At 65.8% G+C, this 16,141-nt stretch carries 14 protein-coding genes; 2 read left to right on the top strand and 12 right to left on the bottom strand.

Annotated features, from left to right (window positions below; all coding sequences use genetic code 11):
* Positions 1–285: 285 nt before the first annotated feature.
* From BDW16_RS15155 to BDW16_RS21700, 4 genes are all read right to left on the bottom strand, one after another.
* Positions 286–2,109 (bottom strand): UvrD-helicase domain-containing protein, encoded by a 1,824-nt coding sequence (locus BDW16_RS15155; protein ID WP_066573275.1) that lies wholly within the window; start codon positions 2,107–2,109, stop codon positions 286–288.
* A gap of 8 nt (positions 2,110–2,117) precedes the next feature.
* A complete protein-coding gene (locus BDW16_RS15150) occupies positions 2,118–3,977 on the bottom strand; it encodes an ATP-dependent nuclease (protein WP_066573273.1) in 1,860 nt (619 codons plus the stop codon).
* 275 nt (positions 3,978–4,252) lie between these two features.
* Entirely contained in the window at positions 4,253–6,235 is a 1,983-nt protein-coding gene (rlxS, locus tag BDW16_RS15145) for a relaxase/mobilization nuclease RlxS (protein WP_066573271.1), read from the bottom strand.
* Between the two features lie 330 nt (positions 6,236–6,565).
* Positions 6,566–7,153 carry a hypothetical protein gene (locus BDW16_RS21700; protein ID WP_241230478.1) on the bottom strand — a complete coding sequence of 196 codons (588 nt, stop codon included), beginning with the start codon at positions 7,151–7,153 and terminating at the stop codon, positions 6,566–6,568.
* A 212-nt stretch (positions 7,154–7,365) separates the two neighbouring features.
* On the opposite strand from BDW16_RS21700, the gene BDW16_RS15135 reads away from it, so the two are divergent.
* Positions 7,366–8,037 (top strand): hypothetical protein, encoded by a 672-nt coding sequence (locus BDW16_RS15135; protein ID WP_066573264.1) that lies wholly within the window; start codon positions 7,366–7,368, stop codon positions 8,035–8,037.
* A 101-nt stretch (positions 8,038–8,138) separates the two neighbouring features.
* Here the strand turns inward: BDW16_RS15135 and BDW16_RS15130 are convergent, their stop codons facing one another.
* The 7 genes from BDW16_RS15130 to BDW16_RS15100 all read right to left on the bottom strand — a co-directional run bounded on the left by BDW16_RS15130 (position 8,139) and on the right by BDW16_RS15100 (position 13,459).
* Entirely contained in the window at positions 8,139–8,732 is a 594-nt protein-coding gene (locus BDW16_RS15130; RefSeq protein WP_066573262.1) for a lytic transglycosylase domain-containing protein, read from the bottom strand.
* Between the two features lie 31 nt (positions 8,733–8,763).
* A complete protein-coding gene (locus BDW16_RS15125; RefSeq protein WP_066573259.1) occupies positions 8,764–9,357 on the bottom strand; it encodes a S26 family signal peptidase in 594 nt (197 codons plus the stop codon).
* A complete protein-coding gene (locus BDW16_RS15120; protein ID WP_066573256.1) occupies positions 9,350–9,592 on the bottom strand; it encodes a helix-turn-helix transcriptional regulator in 243 nt (80 codons plus the stop codon). The genes BDW16_RS15125 and BDW16_RS15120 overlap by 8 nt, the downstream gene beginning before the upstream one ends.
* 161 nt (positions 9,593–9,753) lie before the next feature.
* Positions 9,754–10,074, bottom strand: coding sequence for a DUF736 domain-containing protein (locus BDW16_RS15115; RefSeq protein ID WP_066573253.1), 321 nt, complete (start codon positions 10,072–10,074; stop codon positions 9,754–9,756).
* Positions 10,075–10,487: 413 nt separating this feature from the next.
* Positions 10,488–10,829, bottom strand: coding sequence for a hypothetical protein (locus BDW16_RS15110; protein WP_066573250.1), 342 nt, complete (start codon positions 10,827–10,829; stop codon positions 10,488–10,490).
* Positions 10,830–11,000: 171 nt separating this feature from the next.
* Positions 11,001–12,890 (bottom strand): ParB/RepB/Spo0J family partition protein, encoded by a 1,890-nt coding sequence (locus tag BDW16_RS15105; RefSeq protein ID WP_075152902.1) that lies wholly within the window; start codon positions 12,888–12,890, stop codon positions 11,001–11,003.
* A gap of 86 nt (positions 12,891–12,976) precedes the next feature.
* Positions 12,977–13,459 carry a DUF2958 domain-containing protein gene (locus tag BDW16_RS15100; protein ID WP_066573247.1) on the bottom strand — a complete coding sequence of 161 codons (483 nt, stop codon included), beginning with the start codon at positions 13,457–13,459 and terminating at the stop codon, positions 12,977–12,979.
* A gap of 698 nt (positions 13,460–14,157) precedes the next feature.
* Here BDW16_RS15100 and BDW16_RS15090 point away from each other — a divergent pair.
* Entirely contained in the window at positions 14,158–15,090 is a 933-nt protein-coding gene (locus BDW16_RS15090; RefSeq protein WP_066573243.1) for a hypothetical protein, read from the top strand.
* Between the two features lie 40 nt (positions 15,091–15,130).
* Here the strand turns inward: BDW16_RS15090 and BDW16_RS15085 are convergent, their stop codons facing one another.
* Positions 15,131–16,132, bottom strand: a complete 1,002-nt coding sequence (locus BDW16_RS15085; protein ID WP_066657194.1) for a SprT family zinc-dependent metalloprotease — start codon at positions 16,130–16,132, stop codon at positions 15,131–15,133.
* Positions 16,133–16,141 lie beyond the last annotated feature (9 nt).

Here is a 16,141-nt window from a genome sequence, read left to right as displayed (position 1 = left end):
GCGCGTCTCAAGCGCGTTTCTCAACTTCCGGGGCCGCCGGACACCCCAGGTAGGTTTGCGCGAACGCGATGGCGACTACTGGCTGTGAGTCGTCTGGCGGCTTTCGGGGACGAGAGCGCGTTAGCCGTGTCGCCAAACATGCTGACATGGACTTGGCGTGAGCAGTTGCCTTGGGGAGATCGATGAAGCGTTGCGTGCCCCCTTGGCGCCGGCTCAGCCACCGCGGTTAGGATGCCGGGGCTGACCTAGCCGAGGTCCCCGACGCATTGCAGCGCGCTAGTCAGGCTATTCGACGGGGATCAGCAATACGCAGACGTCATCTTTAGGGGACATGATCGTCGTACGCATCTTGGCGCGGGTCACGCTGACGCGAAAATTCTGGCGGGCCTGAGTCATCGCGCCTGAGTTCACATTGCCGCCAACGATACGATCAGGGTTGCCCACAATTTCGCCTTTGAACCGCTTCGGCCAGCCTTCGAAGATGATGACTTCGTCGAACTGCTTCCCTTTGGCCTTGTGCATGTTCATCACGACGATGCCGGATTCGGGTTTGTGTGCCGTCGCGAAGTGCTCCTGGACGAAGGACTGCCGCGTAATTGGGAGGGCGTTCTTATAGCCGCCGGTTTCGCGCCAATCCTGTGAGAGGCTTTGACGCAGCTGTGTGCCGCGTTCGAGCAGGCGGACATTGCGGGCTTCCTGCGCCACCTCAACAAGCCGCGTGCAGGCGCCAGCTTCAAGGACGGCTCGAACCGCAGCCCAATCGGCATCGGGCTGTCCGGTCAAGGCGATGGCCGTCGCAGCCTGGTGAACCGCGAACGTGGCCTGGAGGACACTGTTACCTGGCGGTGCCTTGCCCTTGGCGAGGCATCCATTCCACTTTTCCAGTGCCGACCTAAAACGCGCGGCGTCGGCCAGATGGCCCTTCGTCGGCGCTGCCCCGCCGCGTCCGTCGAAGAAGCTACAGAGCACGTCGACAAATTCATCCAAACAACCGCTGTGACTGCGCTGTTGCAGGAGGAAGGCGATCACCTCGGCGGCGAGGATCGGGCCTTCCATATCCACCGCCGCTGTATGCGCAATTGGCGGCACATTTCCGAATGGCGCGCGCAGATTGTCAGACACGAGACGCGTCATACGCTTGGTCGGAACCAGGATCGCAAGCGACCAGTCCCGGCGACCCAGCGCGAGGAGCCGTTGCCGCGCCTGAAGAACCTGCGTGACGAGCGACGCATAGGCTTGGTTAGGGTTCGACGCGAACCCCTCATATTCGACGCCCTGATAGGGCTCGTCGCGAAACTTGCCCGTGAGGAGGTGATTGCCGAAGATCGCGATATCGGTGCCTTTGCTCCGGTGATTGTCCCCGGCCAGGTCGTGCTCGGACGGCTTGAACGCCTGCTTGAAGTGGTTCAGCCGCTCCGGATCGGCACCGATAAAATCGAAGATTCGCTGTTCAGGATCGGCCAGCGCGATTAGCGTGCTGCTCTTGCCAATCGCCTCGACCGCGCGCCATTGCTCGGCGCTAGTGTCCTGGAACTCGTCGAGGATGATGAACGGGTACATGGTCGACACAAGCTTGCGGACCTTGGTCGAACCGTGCAGCAAGATGGCCACCCGCTCCGCGAACAGGTCGAAACAGACCTTGCCCTCCTCAGTCGCCAACCGCATGCGCTCGGCCACTTCCAGAGCGGCCTTCTGCGCCTTCTCCTCGTCCGACAACTTGGACGGCGCCTTGAAGCTGCTGCGGATCGCCGACAGCGCGATCGCCTCGTTCGGCGGCGTCAGGATCGTCATCCGCCGCGGAAATCCGACCAAATAGCCGTGCGCCTTGAGGATTCTCCAGAAGAAGGAGTGATAGGTATCGACTTCGATCCGCTTCTTTTCCTCCTTTGTGACCGACTGTTCTTCATCGATCGCCTCGAACACGCGCGAGACGGTCGCACGCGCAAAGCTGAGAAAAAGGATGCGCTGCCCCGGCCTCAGTTTCTCCCGCGCGATCTTCGCTGCCTTCAAGATCGACACGGTGGTCTTGCCCGAGCCAGGACCGCCCACGACGAGCTGATGCCCCTCGGCAGTCAGAACATCCTTTTGCGCCGACGTCAGATCGACCATCGCGCCCTCTAAACGCCCGGTGCGGGGGCAGCGACTTGCCCGCTGTTCCCTGCCGGGGGAGCTGGCGGCACAGGCGGGATCGGCGCCGCAGGCGGCGCGGCCGGTGGATCACAGATCGCCTTCAGCATTATGCAGGCATCGCGGATCCAGGACGGGATTTCGGCCTCGGAGCACTGGCCGAGGAAATCGGCGATGCCCCAGTTGCCCTTTGCCCAGCCGAAATACTCTTTCAGCGCCGCGATCACATTGGCCTTCGGATTCGCATGTTTCGCAAGGATATGCGGCGGCCAGTCGAGCGCGTCGGAGAACCGTTCAAGCGCATCCTGGGTCGTATTCTTGAGGATGAGATCTTCGATCCCCTTTTCCTCGTGCATGAACAGCCGCTCGACCTGGGCTTCGATTGCCGCCTTCGCCGGATCGGTCTGCTTGTCGCAAAGCCCGAACGTCCGCTTGCCGAGACCCTTATACAGCCCGGCGAGATCGGCGATCTGGGACTCGGTGCCCGCATCGATGATGCAGATGCCGAGCGCCTCAAGCGAGGCATAGGTGGCGGGATTTAGCTCCGACAGCCGCCGCGCGGCCACCGGAAAGGCGCTGGCCTCGGTGGCGCCTTCGGCGATCAGCACGCGACGGGACAGGAGGCCTTCGCAGAAACGCGTGCGAAACTCCTGCCGATAGCGCTTGTGCTTTACGCTGTCGGGTAACGCTATCTGCGCTTGAGTGAGCACACCGTCATTGGCCCGCGACAGGATCACGGTCTCGTCGAGCTTGAATTCTTCCAGGACATAGGGCGAGTGCGATGTGACGATCGACTGCGCGGCCAACTTTCGCAGCTCATGCACGATCCGCTTCTGGGCATAGGGAGGGATCGCAGTCTCGACCTCTTCCATGGCGAAGATAACGTTCTGCTTGTCCTCAGCGATCTGCGACAGCATAGCCAACACCAACATGTTTATCGTGCCGGTGCCCTGGCGATAGAAGGGCGCGGCGTGATCGCCATCGCCGGTGGCAATGAAGGCAGTCACGACCTTGCGCAGATGCTCACGCGTGAGATTCGACACCTTGAGGTGCGGCTTCACACCCCATTCGCGCGGTACATATTTCTTCAACGACTTGTCGATGCTGTCGAGCACGCCGGAAATGCCCAGCGCGGGATCACTTGCCACGTCGAAGGCAGCAAGCGTGCCGATCGTGCCCTCCCACATCTGCGGCCGAATTTCCTTCAGCCGCAGGATGATGTCGAGCAGGCTGCCATGCTCCAGGCTCAGCGCGCGCGAGCCGGTGCGCAGAGAGCGCAGGAACAAGAAGCCGCAATGCTGTTTGTCCTTCTTGGAGAACGGTTCGGGCTTATCTCCCTCCGTCAGGCTGCGCGAATAGAAGGTGTTGCCGACAAAATCGTCCTCATCGGAATCGTAGCCGCCGATGAAGGTGACGCGCAGCGCCGCCTTGATGTTCGCTGCATCAACACCCGCCGGGTTGGCCTCGGTGAAGAAATCGCCGGTTTCGACATTGAGCCACTCGATATTGCCGCCGAACCTAGCCTCCTGCTCTTCCGACAGGCCGACTATGGTGACTTCGACGGTGATCTTCGGGGCTTCGGCGACGGGTGCCTCTCCAGACGCATCGGGCACGGCACCCCCCTCCGCGGAGGCTGCGGCCACGGGAAGATATTTGCCCTCAAAAAAATCATGCTCATCGACTGGAGGGCGACGACTCAGTCTATCCGGCCCGAGCGCAAGATCTATTGCTTCCAAGACCGAGGATTTGCCCGTGTTGTTGTCGCCGATGAGCACGGCATGGTCGGGCAGCACCAGATTCGCAGAACTAATGCCCCGGAAATTCTCGATCGATACGGCGTAAATCTTCAAAGCAGCCCCCCGGCGCCATGCCCTTCATCGTTTCACTCGCTGCTTATTTATCCCCGACTCGATGGGGAGGAAAAAGGCGCGAGACGATCATTATCGGCCTGCGATGGCGTTCTGCAAACCGTCAAAACTCTACCGGCAGCTTTTGGGAGTACGCAAAAACTCCTACTCGTCCGATTAAAGGGCGCGAAGCGGACAGAAGGGAATGTCCCCTACTAGCTTTTGCTACTTTCCAGCCTCCGCAGCAGTCGATCCGCGTTTTCGATGCCACTGGCAACTCAGTCGATCACCGGCCCCTGTCGCGCCCGCCCGAACGACCAGCTGACACCGTCACCGCGCATCATCCCCGACACCGGCTTTCCGACCTGCCGCTCCAACACTGGCCGCCAAGGCACCAGCGTGAATTCACGCGACTTCTCGATCAGCGCAAACCGCCCGCTGACCAAGTCAATCCGGCGCCGCACGATGCCCTCAATCCGCGCACCCGGCGCGGGATCGGCAAACGATAGGTCGAGCTCCTCCGACAGCTGTCCAGCAACCCGCAGGAGCTCGCGCCGCTGCAAGGTCGAGAGAAGGTCGGGACGATAGCCCGTTGCGCCTTCCGCTTGCTCGGCCAGACCCTGCGCGATCAGCCATTGCCGGCGGCGATCCTGCGCGTCGCGAACCTCGGAGCCGAATCCCGTTTCGCGCAGCGCCAAGGGTTCCGCCGCGACCAGGCTTCGATCGAGCCAGGTTGCGGCATCCGCCACTACCAGTCGGGACAATGGCTGCGAGGACAGGATCTCGACCGCCACAGGCCGGTCCCGCAGCAGCCTCGCCTCATGCGCCGCGGCGCGCTCGAGATGGTCCTCGGCGACGATCCATTGTCCGGAGGGTTCACGAGTCACATTTCCGCTTAGCCGCCGTATCGCCTCGAGCCGGCGGATATGCGTTTCGGCGAACGCCTGGGTCGCGCTCGGATCGTGGCGGAGATGCGCGTCGATATCGTAGCGTCCGGCATTGGCCGCAGCGACGGCGGCAACGGTGCGGTCGACCGCACGCGCATCCGCGCGCTGCGGGTCGATCCGAACCACCGCGCCCTCGGGCACGATATCGAGGCCCGCGCCCTTGCCGATCGCCACGTAATGGCTGCGCCCGTCAATCCCATCGACGATCAGATAGTGATGATCGGCATGCTCGTCGGCGAGGCCTCGGCCAATGAGACGACCCACCAGCGGACGCGCGTGTGGCGCTGACGGATCATAGATCGCCTGGTCAGCGCTTGCTCGGTCCATTCCGCGGCGCGTGAACTCGCGCTGCATCGTGCGAACGATGTCGCCGCGCTCGGCCAGGCGCCGAAGCGTGTCGTCCAGTCCGGGCGCGAGACGCCAGCTCGTCCCACCAACCGGCTCAGCCAGGCCAAGCCGCCTCAGCTTGGCGAGCCGCCCGGCGCGGAGCGCCTGATCGAACGCGTCGCCCCGGGCGGTCGACACGACCCCGGCCTGCGCATCGCGCAGCAACGACCGGTCGAGCGAGGTTAGCCGTTCCTGCTCGACCTCGGCGCGCAGGCTGGCTTCGATTTCACGCGCCGAGCGCGGCCCGAGATCGAGATCAACCAGCTCGCACGCCCGCTCGCGCATGCCGCTTGTCAGATAGTCCCGCGCGATGATGAGATCGGCGCCGAACTGGTCCCTGCCGCGCACGACGATATGGGTGTGCGGGTGGCCGGTGTTGAAATGGTCGATAGCAACCCAGTCGAGCTTGGTCCCGAGATCTTCCTCGACCCGCGCCATCAGCCGCCGGGTCAGAGGCTTGAGATCCTCATATTGCGCGCCATCCTCAGCCGAAACGATGAAGCGGAACTGGTGGCGGTCGCCAGCCCAGCGCTCCCGGAATCCCTTACCATCGACTACATCATCGTCAGGCCCGTAGAGCCGCCCCGGCTGACCATCGCGCGTGGTGCCGTCGCGCTGGAGATAGCGCAGGTGCGCGACCGCGGCTCCAGACCCCTTGCCGGCGAGCTTGACGATGCTCGCCTTGATGATGACGCGACGCGCGCCATAGGCGCTGCGACTGCCGCGACCGGCAAGCACGCGACCGATCCCGGCGCCACGGCCGATCCTGGCACCCGAGAAGCCGGCGCGCTTGACGCCGAAGCCCGCAGCGCCGCCCCGCGCGAGATTGGCGGCTGCGAGCACGCGACCAAGATATTTCCGGACCCGCTTGCCGCCGGTGCTGCGCATCCGGCCAAGCCGCGGTTCGAACTCGTTTTCGTCGGCCATGAGAGGCATTCCGCCATAGGTATCGAGACAGCATGGCCCGCCTCTGCGCGCATGAAAACCGGTGCCATCGAACGCCGCGGAAATCCGTCGATTCCGGCCAGAACGGCACTGGCGCGCGTCGGGCAGTGCCACAGAAATCCCTGAAAAACGATGTGCAGACAATCACTTGCGGCACCACCGGTGCCACAGCTTTATCTTGCCTTACGCGGCCCTTCAGCTCGGGCCGTCCATCGGTGTCCTGGTGGCTCGCTATCCACCCTCGCCGAGGACAAAAGAAGCCGGGATGCGATGCCTGTCCGACACCGCATCCCGGCCGCATCTTCGCTTCGATCAATGCAGTGTCTCGAACGCCTTTCGCGCTGCCCGCGCGCCTGAGAAGCTGCGCCGCGCGATCATCCCATGCGGGTTTCCATCGCCATCGATGATGCAGATCGCAGCGAACCAGTGGCCATCCAGAGCCCCGATCACGGCAACCCGGTCGAACTCGAACCCCTCCTCCTCAAGCGCTTCATAGGCACCCAGCCAGCGCTCTTCGACCCGTGCATCCCAGATGAAATCGCACTCCTCCGCCGCGATAAACCGTGCCGCCAGCGCTTCCGCGGCGCCGCGCCCGAATTCCAGTTCGAGCCCTGCCACGAGCGTCGCCATCACGCGATGCGAACACTGCGAAATCGGTTGAAACATGGTCATGAGAACCTCCTGTCGCTTGACGTCTTCCGCTTCGAAGACAGCCTCTCGACGGCGGTTGCCGGCGTGCCTGTCAGGGCTGCCGGAGCGTAGCGCAGGCACCGCGCAGCGGCGGCGGAGGAACCGATTTTGTTGCGCGGCTACGAACAAACGCGCGTGCGCAGCACGCTCATTGTCGCAGCAAAATTGGAGGGGCCGCCGGCCTTGCACAGGCGCGCTGGCAGCCGCCATGCTGGGACGATCCGAGACGAGCCTCCTTATCCACAAGCTTGGCGCTCGATCGTCTTGCCCGCCCCGCAGACCCGATTATGATGTGAAGCCGGTTCCTCTCACCTGACCTGTCGCCGGGTCCAAGCAGAGCAGAGCGACAAGCGTTCGACAGCCGGACCCTCGGGCCGTCTTGTAATCGGCGATAAGCGGCCTTCACATGAGGACGGTTCGTCATGCCTTTATTCATCCTGACTCAAGCCAATATCGACGCTGCCAAGGCGGCGCTGCGCATGTCCCTGCCTGAAATTCGTTCGGGACATCTCACCGAAGCGCTGGCATTCAGCCTCGGCTTCGGCACCAACGCTGCGCTACGCGCGGCCATCGCCGCCGAGACCTGCAAGCCGCCCGCGCTCGCCGACGCCGACGCCGGGCTGTTCGCCGGGCGGCTCGAGACACTCGGCTATCCCAACATCGCGGTCGGCGCTTTCCCGGCCGCGATGCGCGAGGATGTCCTCGACGAGACACCCTATACCTGGTTCAGAAAAGGCGATCGCGCCGCGAACGATCGTCACTATTATGTCTGTCAGGCACACAACCGGCCAATGATGATGGTCAAGATGGCGCGGCAATATGCCGAGCTCGCATGGGACTGCATCACGATCGATTCCGATTGCGACGATCATGTCAGCCGGCCGAAAAGCACCGAGCTGGTCCGTGTCATGTTTCGTCTGTTTCAGGAACGCGCCCGCGGCGCGCCCGGCAAGCCTCTATTCTATGCCAGCGCGTTCACCGGCTCGATCAAGAAGCTGCTGCCGGACACCGCGCGCCAGCTTGCCGAAGACTATTTCAAGTTGCTCTATCTGCCGCTGCGCGACCTGCCGCCGCCTCGGCGCCGCGCGGCCTGATCCTGCTCAAGAAGTAATCTCATCGCCATCGACCTCGACGACCCGTTCCAGCAGAGCGGGTCGTCGAGCGGAGCTGGGCGCGACGGTGACAGCAGGACGGATCAGGGGACCACGCGGTCCCGACGCAGAGTTACGAACAGCTCCCCGGCTGGCGCCGGAGCAGCCGCTGCTGGATCCGCCCTGACGTTCAGCACGACAAAGAGGGTGGGCTTGCGCGGTTCGATGGTCGCCGCAGGCGGGCTTTGACGATCGCCGCCCACCGTCGCCAGATAGGCGATCGTCTCGCCCGGCAGCGGCTGGCGGCCCGCCAAATAGGCAGCGTAGCGCCCGGGTCCGGCATTATAGGCGGCGAACATGCCCGGATAACCGAATCGGTCATACATGCGCCGCAAATAGGCGGTGCCGGCGAGGATATTGTCGCGCGGATCGAATGGATCGCTGCCGAGACCAAGCGCAGCCCGCATCTCGGCCCAGGTGCCCGGCATCAACTGCATCAGCCCCATCGCGCCGGCGCGGCTGACGATCGGCCGCCCCTGGAGCATCGTCCGGCCGCCGCTTTCCGCCTGCATCACCCGTTCGATCCAGGCGACTGGCAAGCCGAACCGTTGCGCCGCCTCAGTTGTAAGCGGGCGCCAATCCGCGACGGTCTGCGCCGCCGCCGGGCAGGCCAGCGCGAGCCATGCGGCCAGCGCCATCCACGCCCCTCTGCCGATCGGCCAACAGCGCCTAACCACCATTGGAACCTCCCGACCAAGTCCACAAGATCGTTGCCTTGCCGATCACGTCCGCGGCGTCAGTGGGTCCGAAATAGCGCCCGTCAAACGAGTCCGGCGTGTCCGACATCAGCAGCAACAGCGCGCCGTTGCGGAGGATCCGGCAGCCGGTCCACCAGGGCAGCGGCCGTCCGAGCCGGTCGCTGGCGCGCCGCGTCGCGAGCACGCTGCCATTGACGAGGATCTCGGGTCCGATCGCACAGACCAGGTCGCCCGGCACGCCGGCCACGCGCTTCACCAGCGGGACGTTCGCCGGGACATAATGCCGGCTCGCCGCCAGCGCGCGTACGGGCAGCGGGGTCCGCGCGATCACCATATCACCGCGGACGACGCCGTGGCCGGGCGCAACGCGATAGAGGCCGACCGGCGCGCTGGCGCTGGCGTTCCACAGCAATCGCGGCAGCGGCGGCGCGACGATGGTCGCGGCGAGACAGGCACATCCGAGCGCGACGAGGGTCGTGCGGCGCACCAGGATCCGGCGGCGCCATTTGGCGGCACGGAGCGCTTCGCCCCAGGCGAACAGCGGAAGATCGCGGCGCTCAATCATGGTCGCCGCCTTTGCGCCGGGCCTTCGACCAGGCCTCGATATCGTCGATATGGTAGTACCAGGCGCGACCATGGAGGCGGCAGACCGGCCCGCGTCCTTCCGCGCGCATACCCTTCAAGGTGCTGGGCGCGAGCCCGAGATGGAAGGCGGTCTGCTTGGTGGTGAGGAAGGGGCAGGTTTCGCGCGCCTTCTGCGCGCGGACGGCAGTGTCGTCGGGGTCGGTGGGGTCGGTCATGAGTCGGGATCCGCTATAGGGCGGCTGCCGGATCGCGCCGCCCGGACACCCAACTGAACCTCGAACGCCGCGCCCGGCAGGGTCGAAAACGGGCATATGCGTTTTCGACCCCCGTGCCGGTCAAGCGATCCGCGCCCGGTCGGGGCGCGGATCGGAACGGCTCAGTCGGCCGGGTTCCAGATGATGGCGAAGGAATCGTCATCGTCCTGGCCAGCGGCGCGGCCGAGATTGGCGTAGAGCCGGCGCGGCCCGAACTCCGGGGCGGCAAGGCTCAGCGAGACATAGTCGTTGCCGGACATCTCGCCACGACGGTTCCAGCCGGCACCGAGTTCGACCCCGCCCGCCATGACGACATAGTCGGGCTGGGTGTCCTTGGTCTTGCGGCTGTTCGGAACGATGGTGATGCCGGTGCGGATCGAGAGGGTCCGAAGCTCGCCCTTGAAGCCGTTTCCTTCGCGGGTGACATAGCCGATGGCAGCCATTGCAGGTCTCCTTGAGATGCTCGCCCGAACCGTTCCGGGCGATGGGCGGACCTCAGGGACGGCCAGCCGGACACCCGAACCGGCAGGCCGAAGCGCCAGCGGAGGACCGGAGCCAAAGGCTTATTTGAGAGCGCAGCGACCGCGAGGAGCCCGCGCCAGCGGGCGGGGAAATAAGCCGGCGGGCGATGGTTTCGGGAGGCCGGCGGCCGTTCCAGGTCATGCGCCCAAGGAGCCGTGGACGGTGCGGGATCCTTGCAAGCAGATCTGTGCCGCCTTTGGAGATCACTCGCGAAATTGGCTTCGCGCGGCCCGGTTGCGCGATCCGCGCGCAAACATTCTCGACGGGATTCCGCAATCAGGCACCCGCCCAGCGCTGCGCTGGCGGGCAGGAGCGCGACGGCGGCCCCAGAAATTCAGCGCGTGCGCAATTCCGCGCAGACTGCGTCGAACAGATCGAAGAACCGACGTTCAAGCTCGCCCTCGCTCAACGCGAACAGGGACGCGGCCACGGGCAGGTCGAGCGCCGCTGCTGCCCGCGCCCCATCAGTGCGATAATCGAAATCGAGATCACGCGCCGTGGCAAGATCGCCAGCATTGCGCATGCTGTAGTCCGCGATCCAGAAGCAATGGATCAGGCGCTCGCGCGGCGTCAGCGCCTCACGGCCCTGTGCGCGCTTCTTCTCGATGATGTCGTGCCCCGCATCGATCAACCAGGTCTGGTTGTCGATCTTTGCCCCCGATTCCCCACTATCCATCCGCTTGTTCTAGCGGGGATGCCCTCCGCTCGCACCATCCGCAAAAATCCGCGCGCCCGCGCCGAGCCCATCAGGGCGAGGCGCGGGCGCGCGGCCGGATTTCACGGTCCGCAACCGATAGCCAGCCCGCCGGAAACGCGCGGGAGCTGTGTCCCGCGCGTCCCTTCCGGTTCAGGCGGCGAGCGGTTCGGGTACCGCGTCGGTATCGTTCACCGCCGCCGCGTCCCCGCGCCGGTCGGGGTCCGGGGCGAGCGCCTGCGCGCCCGGCGCGGTCGGATCGGGATCGCGATCCGGCTCCAAGCTGGCCTCCATATCGGCCTTGGCGGCGCCGACCCTGAAGCTGGCCCTGACCGTGCCGACGCCACCGCGCGCAGTATAAGCGGCGGGCGGGAACGCCATCCAGCGCGGTACCCAGTGCTCGACCTTGGTACGTCCGTCGATGCCGTCGAGATGGTCCGTCACGATCCGTATCAGGGTCTTGCCCTTCTCCTTGGCATTGGCGGCGGCGATCCGTTCACCCGCGACCTCGGCGACCATCGCGCCGAGCACTTCCTTGTCGCGGAGCAGATCGAAGAACGCGGCGTCCGGCTGCCACCAGTCGGCCATGTCGAGGCCGAGGGTCAGCCCGACCGCCTCGACCGCCGCATCGCCCGCCGCGAGCGTCTCGCCCATCGCAACGGCGATCACGTCGCCCAAGGCCGCGTCGGGCAGGTCGAGCAGGCGCAGGAAGATGCCGACCAGCCGCCGGTCGTCGGCGCTGCTGCGGGTCACCGTCTCACGTTCGGGGTCCATGCCGAGCAACGCGAGAACGGCGCGGCGGCGCTCGTCGAACAGGGTCTCGCCCCGGCACGTCTCGACGCTTTCCTGTGTGGCCTCGTCGCGGCACGCCAAGGCTTGGCGGCGCACATTCCAGAGCGACGACCCGGCGACGAGGTGCGCGACCATCAGCCGCAATGCCACGCCGGGATGGCCGGCCAGCGCGGCGCGGACGGCGGCGAAGCGGTGCAGGTCGAGATAGGTCTGCTGCGCCGTGGTCAGTTCGGGCCGCTTGGGCTTCTCGGCCGGGGTGGCATCGGCTTTCGGTACGCGCGCCGCCTCGCGCCGCGTGACATAGCCTTCGTGGAAGGCGACCTCGCCGGTCGCGCGGACGTCGATATAGACGCGCCCGCCCTTGCGCTTGGGCCGCTTCTCATAGTCCCAGCTGGCGAAATGCTCGCTCTTGGGCACGATCGCGACCTCGCCCCAGCCCTCGGCGAGATAGGCCTCGCGGCGGGCGGAGATCGCCGCATCCTGCGCGTTCCAGAACGCCGCCGCATCGGCGAAACAGCGATCCGCGCCGAACAGGTCGGCGACGGTGACGAGGCCGCTTGCCTCGACATCGAACAGGGCAAGGCTCGCCGGAATGGTCTGCCCGCCGAGCAGCCATGCCTTGAGCTGCGCGCCGGTCGGTGCGCGCTGTTCGGGATCGTCGAGAAGCGCCAGCCAGTCGCGCTGCTGGCGCTTGCTCGCCATGGTCAGGTGGCGGATCGTGGCGCGGTCGATCCTGTCATCGGCATAGAGCGTGCGGATGCGCGGCAGCAAATTGCCGAGCGCGAGGATGCGCCTCACCGCGAGGTCGGGCAGGCCGAAGGTCGCGGCGATGTCGTCGGGGCTGCGCCCTTCCTTCACCAGCCGGGTGAAGGTCGCCCACTGCGTCACCTCGTCGGGGTCGAGGCGGGCGACATTCTCGATCAGCGAGAGTTCGATGGCGTCGGCATCGTCGCCGCTGTCGAGGATCGCGCAGGGCAGCATGTCGTCCTGGGCCTCGCCCTCCGCGCCCTCTGCGCGGCGTTCGGCGGCGGCGATGCCCGCCGCCGTGAAGCGCCGCGCGCCCGCGACGATCTCATAGCCGCCGTCCGGTTCCTTGGGGGGCACGCAATTGGGGCGCACCACCAGCGGGACGATGACGCCGCGCTTGCGGATGGTCGGCAGGATGTCGGCGACATCGGGCGGGCGCTTGCCGTAGCGCATATTGGTCTTGCTGACGGTGAGCTTGTCGAGCGGGATGAAATCGAGTCTCATGGGTGTGCTCCTTCAAGAGCACCGGTCCCGTCGCTCCTTCCACGATGGACGGGACCGGCTGGGCTGCGGCGGGAACGCGCCGCGCGTCAGCCGTCCAGCGGGTTGCCGGGCGGAAGCGGATCGGGATCGGGTGCACTTGCCGCACCGTCCCCATGGGGCGATGGCCGGGCCGAACGCGCCGCCGCCTCGATGGCGCGGACCACGGCTTGCGCGGCGAGGATCGAGCCGGCACCGCGCGCGGCTTCGGCCCAGACCGACAGCGGCGCGGTGGTCGCAAAGCCGATGTCGCGTTCGATGCCAAGCCCGAAGGGCAGGCGCAGCGCGGCGATCTCGGACAGGCTGAAATAGCCGAGTTCGGGGCAGCCGAATCCGAGATCGGCGAGCCCGAACAGCGTGTCGCCATCAGCGTCGAGTTCGGTCGCGAGCCAAGTCGCTGGCCCCATGGGATTGAAGAATTTGACGACCGGCACGGGATCGTGCGCGCGCTCGTTTCCCTGTCCCGAACGTTCGGCGTGCGCGGCGGCATTGACCTGCAAGGCCGTGCGCAAAGCGGAGGTCAGCAGCTTCATGGCCGCATCCCCGCCCCAGCGGTGCCGGTGATGATGGAATACATGGGTCAGCCTCCAACCCCGCCCAAAAACCCAATGGCCTCCCCCGGAAGCGGGGGTGGGCGGCAGGAGCGACCGGAGAGGCCCGCCTCGAGCGGACCAGGCATCCCGAAGGGACCGGAACATCAGTGGAGGAGCCGGGCGTCAGCCCGGCTTGCCGGGGACGCGAGCGGGCCTAGCAGGGCGCGCCGCCCACTCCCGCGCCACCGGGAGAGGCTACAAGCAACGCCGCCGCGCGAGCGGCGCCCGCTTCACCGTCGGCGCCCGCCGCCGACCCGGACAAAGGATGGGCTCTCGTGCGGCGCGGCCGGATCAGCGGCGCAGGGTCGGGCTTCGCGCCCAAAGGCGGCAATTGTCGCCGGGCGCGAAACCGGGCGCGCCGCCCGGCTGCGGAGCGCGCGTGCCCGCGGGGCCGCGATCAGGCGCCGCACCCTGCGGCTGCGCAGCAGTCCGGCAGTGTGCGTCATCGCCCCGCTCCGCCAGGGTCAGCGGCGCGCTGGCCCATGCCACCGATCGGCACCGCCGGACCCAGACCCGCAGAAGCTCGGCGACGGTAAGGCCACGCCATAGCGCGGGATCACGCGGGCCCACCGCGAAAGGGCGTTCCCTGCATTCCATCTCGACAGATGCTTCCCGTCCTTGCAGCAAGGGCAACAACGATGACCCGCCTGCTCTATCTCGATCAGAATGCCTGGGTGGCACTGGCGCGCGGCGCCTGGGACAAGGCCAGCTTCCCGAAGGAGCATGTAGCGCTGTCGAAGGTGATAGAGGGCATCCGGTCGCAGGCGATCATGGTGCCGCTGTCCTTCGCCAACATCTACGAGACCGCCAAGATCAACGATCCGGCGCGGCGGGCGAACATGGCGCACACCCAGGCCGTGATCAGTGGTGGCCGGGTGTTTCGAAGCCGGCGCCGCATATTCGGGGAGACGCTGGCCGCCTATCTCGCGCGTCGCCACGGCATTTCGCACCCCGAGCCGGAAGCGCACTGGTTCCTGTCCGATCTCTGGTTCGAGTCCGCAGCCGACTATTCTCCGCAAACCTATGGCTTCGAAATCTCACAGCCAGTGCTCGATTTCCTCCGCCAGGACCCTGTCCGCGCGCTGTTCGACTATCTGATGGCCGGCGAGGAGGACGTCCGCCTTGAGGCGGTCCGGCGCTACAGCGCAAGTTCGGCCGAGCTCATCGGCGGCATCGAATCGCGGCGCGCGATCGCCGCCGGCGAGACGCTGGCACTCCGGAAGCGCGCCTATGGCGCAAGGCTGATCATCGACGAGCTCGACTTCATCCTCGCGACCGGCAGGCAGCTGGGACTGGACTGGCGGACCGTCAGCGACATCGGCTCGTCGCTGGTGCGGCGCATCGCCGCCGAGATCCCGATCCTCAATATCGAGCGCGAACTGGCTGTTCGCCTCGAGGACCAGGCGCGCGGGATCAACGAGAATGATCTTCGCGACATGGCGGCGTTCACGACCGTAGTGCCCTTCGCCGACCTGGTCGTCGCCGAGAAGCAGTTCGTCAATCTGGCGCGGCAGGCCAGCCTCGACAAAGACCATAAGACGACGCTGATGACCTCGATATTCGACCTGTGAGCCGCCTTCACCTGAGGGGTGAGGCCGCCCCTTTCGTTCCCTAGAACAGCCACGAATAGGGAAAGGGCTGGACCCGGCGGCAGCGGACGCACCGGTAGGCGTCTGCGAGCACGAGCCGGGCTGCATTGTGCGGCGTCAGCGAGAACGGATGCTCGCACACCGCGCAGCGATATCCGCGCACATTGTCCATCTGGGCAAGGGCATAGCCCTCATTCTCGCCGCCCTCGACGAAGTAGAGGCCGAGTATCGAACGGACCTCGAACGCCCGGTGCGCCCCGGCATCCATGGCCCGCATCCGATCGAAAAGGCCGACAATGACATGCGACAGGTACAGCATCAGCTGCGGAAGCACCGCATAGAGCAGCTCGTACAGGTCGTCGTCGTTATGGTTCTTGAAGATGAAGTTGAAATTCTCCGGCTCGGTCCGCAATTCGGCATGCTTCGCGGTGACGAGATGGACCGCGTGCTGGAACAGTCCGTACAGGCCGTATGGGTTGTTCCGCTTGAACAGGGCTTCGTGCACGAATGACGCGGTCAGCACATTCGCGATCGGGAGCGTCGCGAGCGTCGTTTCCAGGATGGCCAGGCGCTGGCTCGCCATCGCGCGCGATATGACCGCATCGCCGTCCTCCGCCGTAAATGCCGCGTAGAAGGCGTCCTCATCGCCAAGCATCCAGGACAGGTACATCAGATTGTCGGTAAGCGGCTTGCGCAGGAGATTGTGGGCCACGACGACCTTGCGCTTCTCCATGCAGCGCAGCGCCTCGTAGAGGTGGTGCAGGCAGTCCGACACCATCGCCATGGTGACGGTGTTGAGGATCACCCGGCGTGCCTCGTCGGGATAGCCGGTAGCGCGCATGGCCTCGATCGGGCTCGTCCTGGCGATCTTCGTGAAGTTCCGGTTCTCGACCTTGCTGCGGAATTTGACGGTGACGATGTGCGCCCGGGCCGCCTCGTACTCCGCGAGCAACCGCACGCATTCGTCATGGAGGAAGAAGCAATATTCATGCGCGAGCCGCAGATCCCGTGGGATCCAGCGCAAGCGGTTGCG

Source organism: Sphingomonas koreensis (assembly GCF_002797435.1).
GTDB lineage: Bacteria > Pseudomonadota > Alphaproteobacteria > Sphingomonadales > Sphingomonadaceae > Sphingomonas > Sphingomonas koreensis.
The sequence above is the reverse complement of the archived record's forward strand: the minus strand, read 5'-3'. Positions and strand labels throughout refer to the sequence as shown.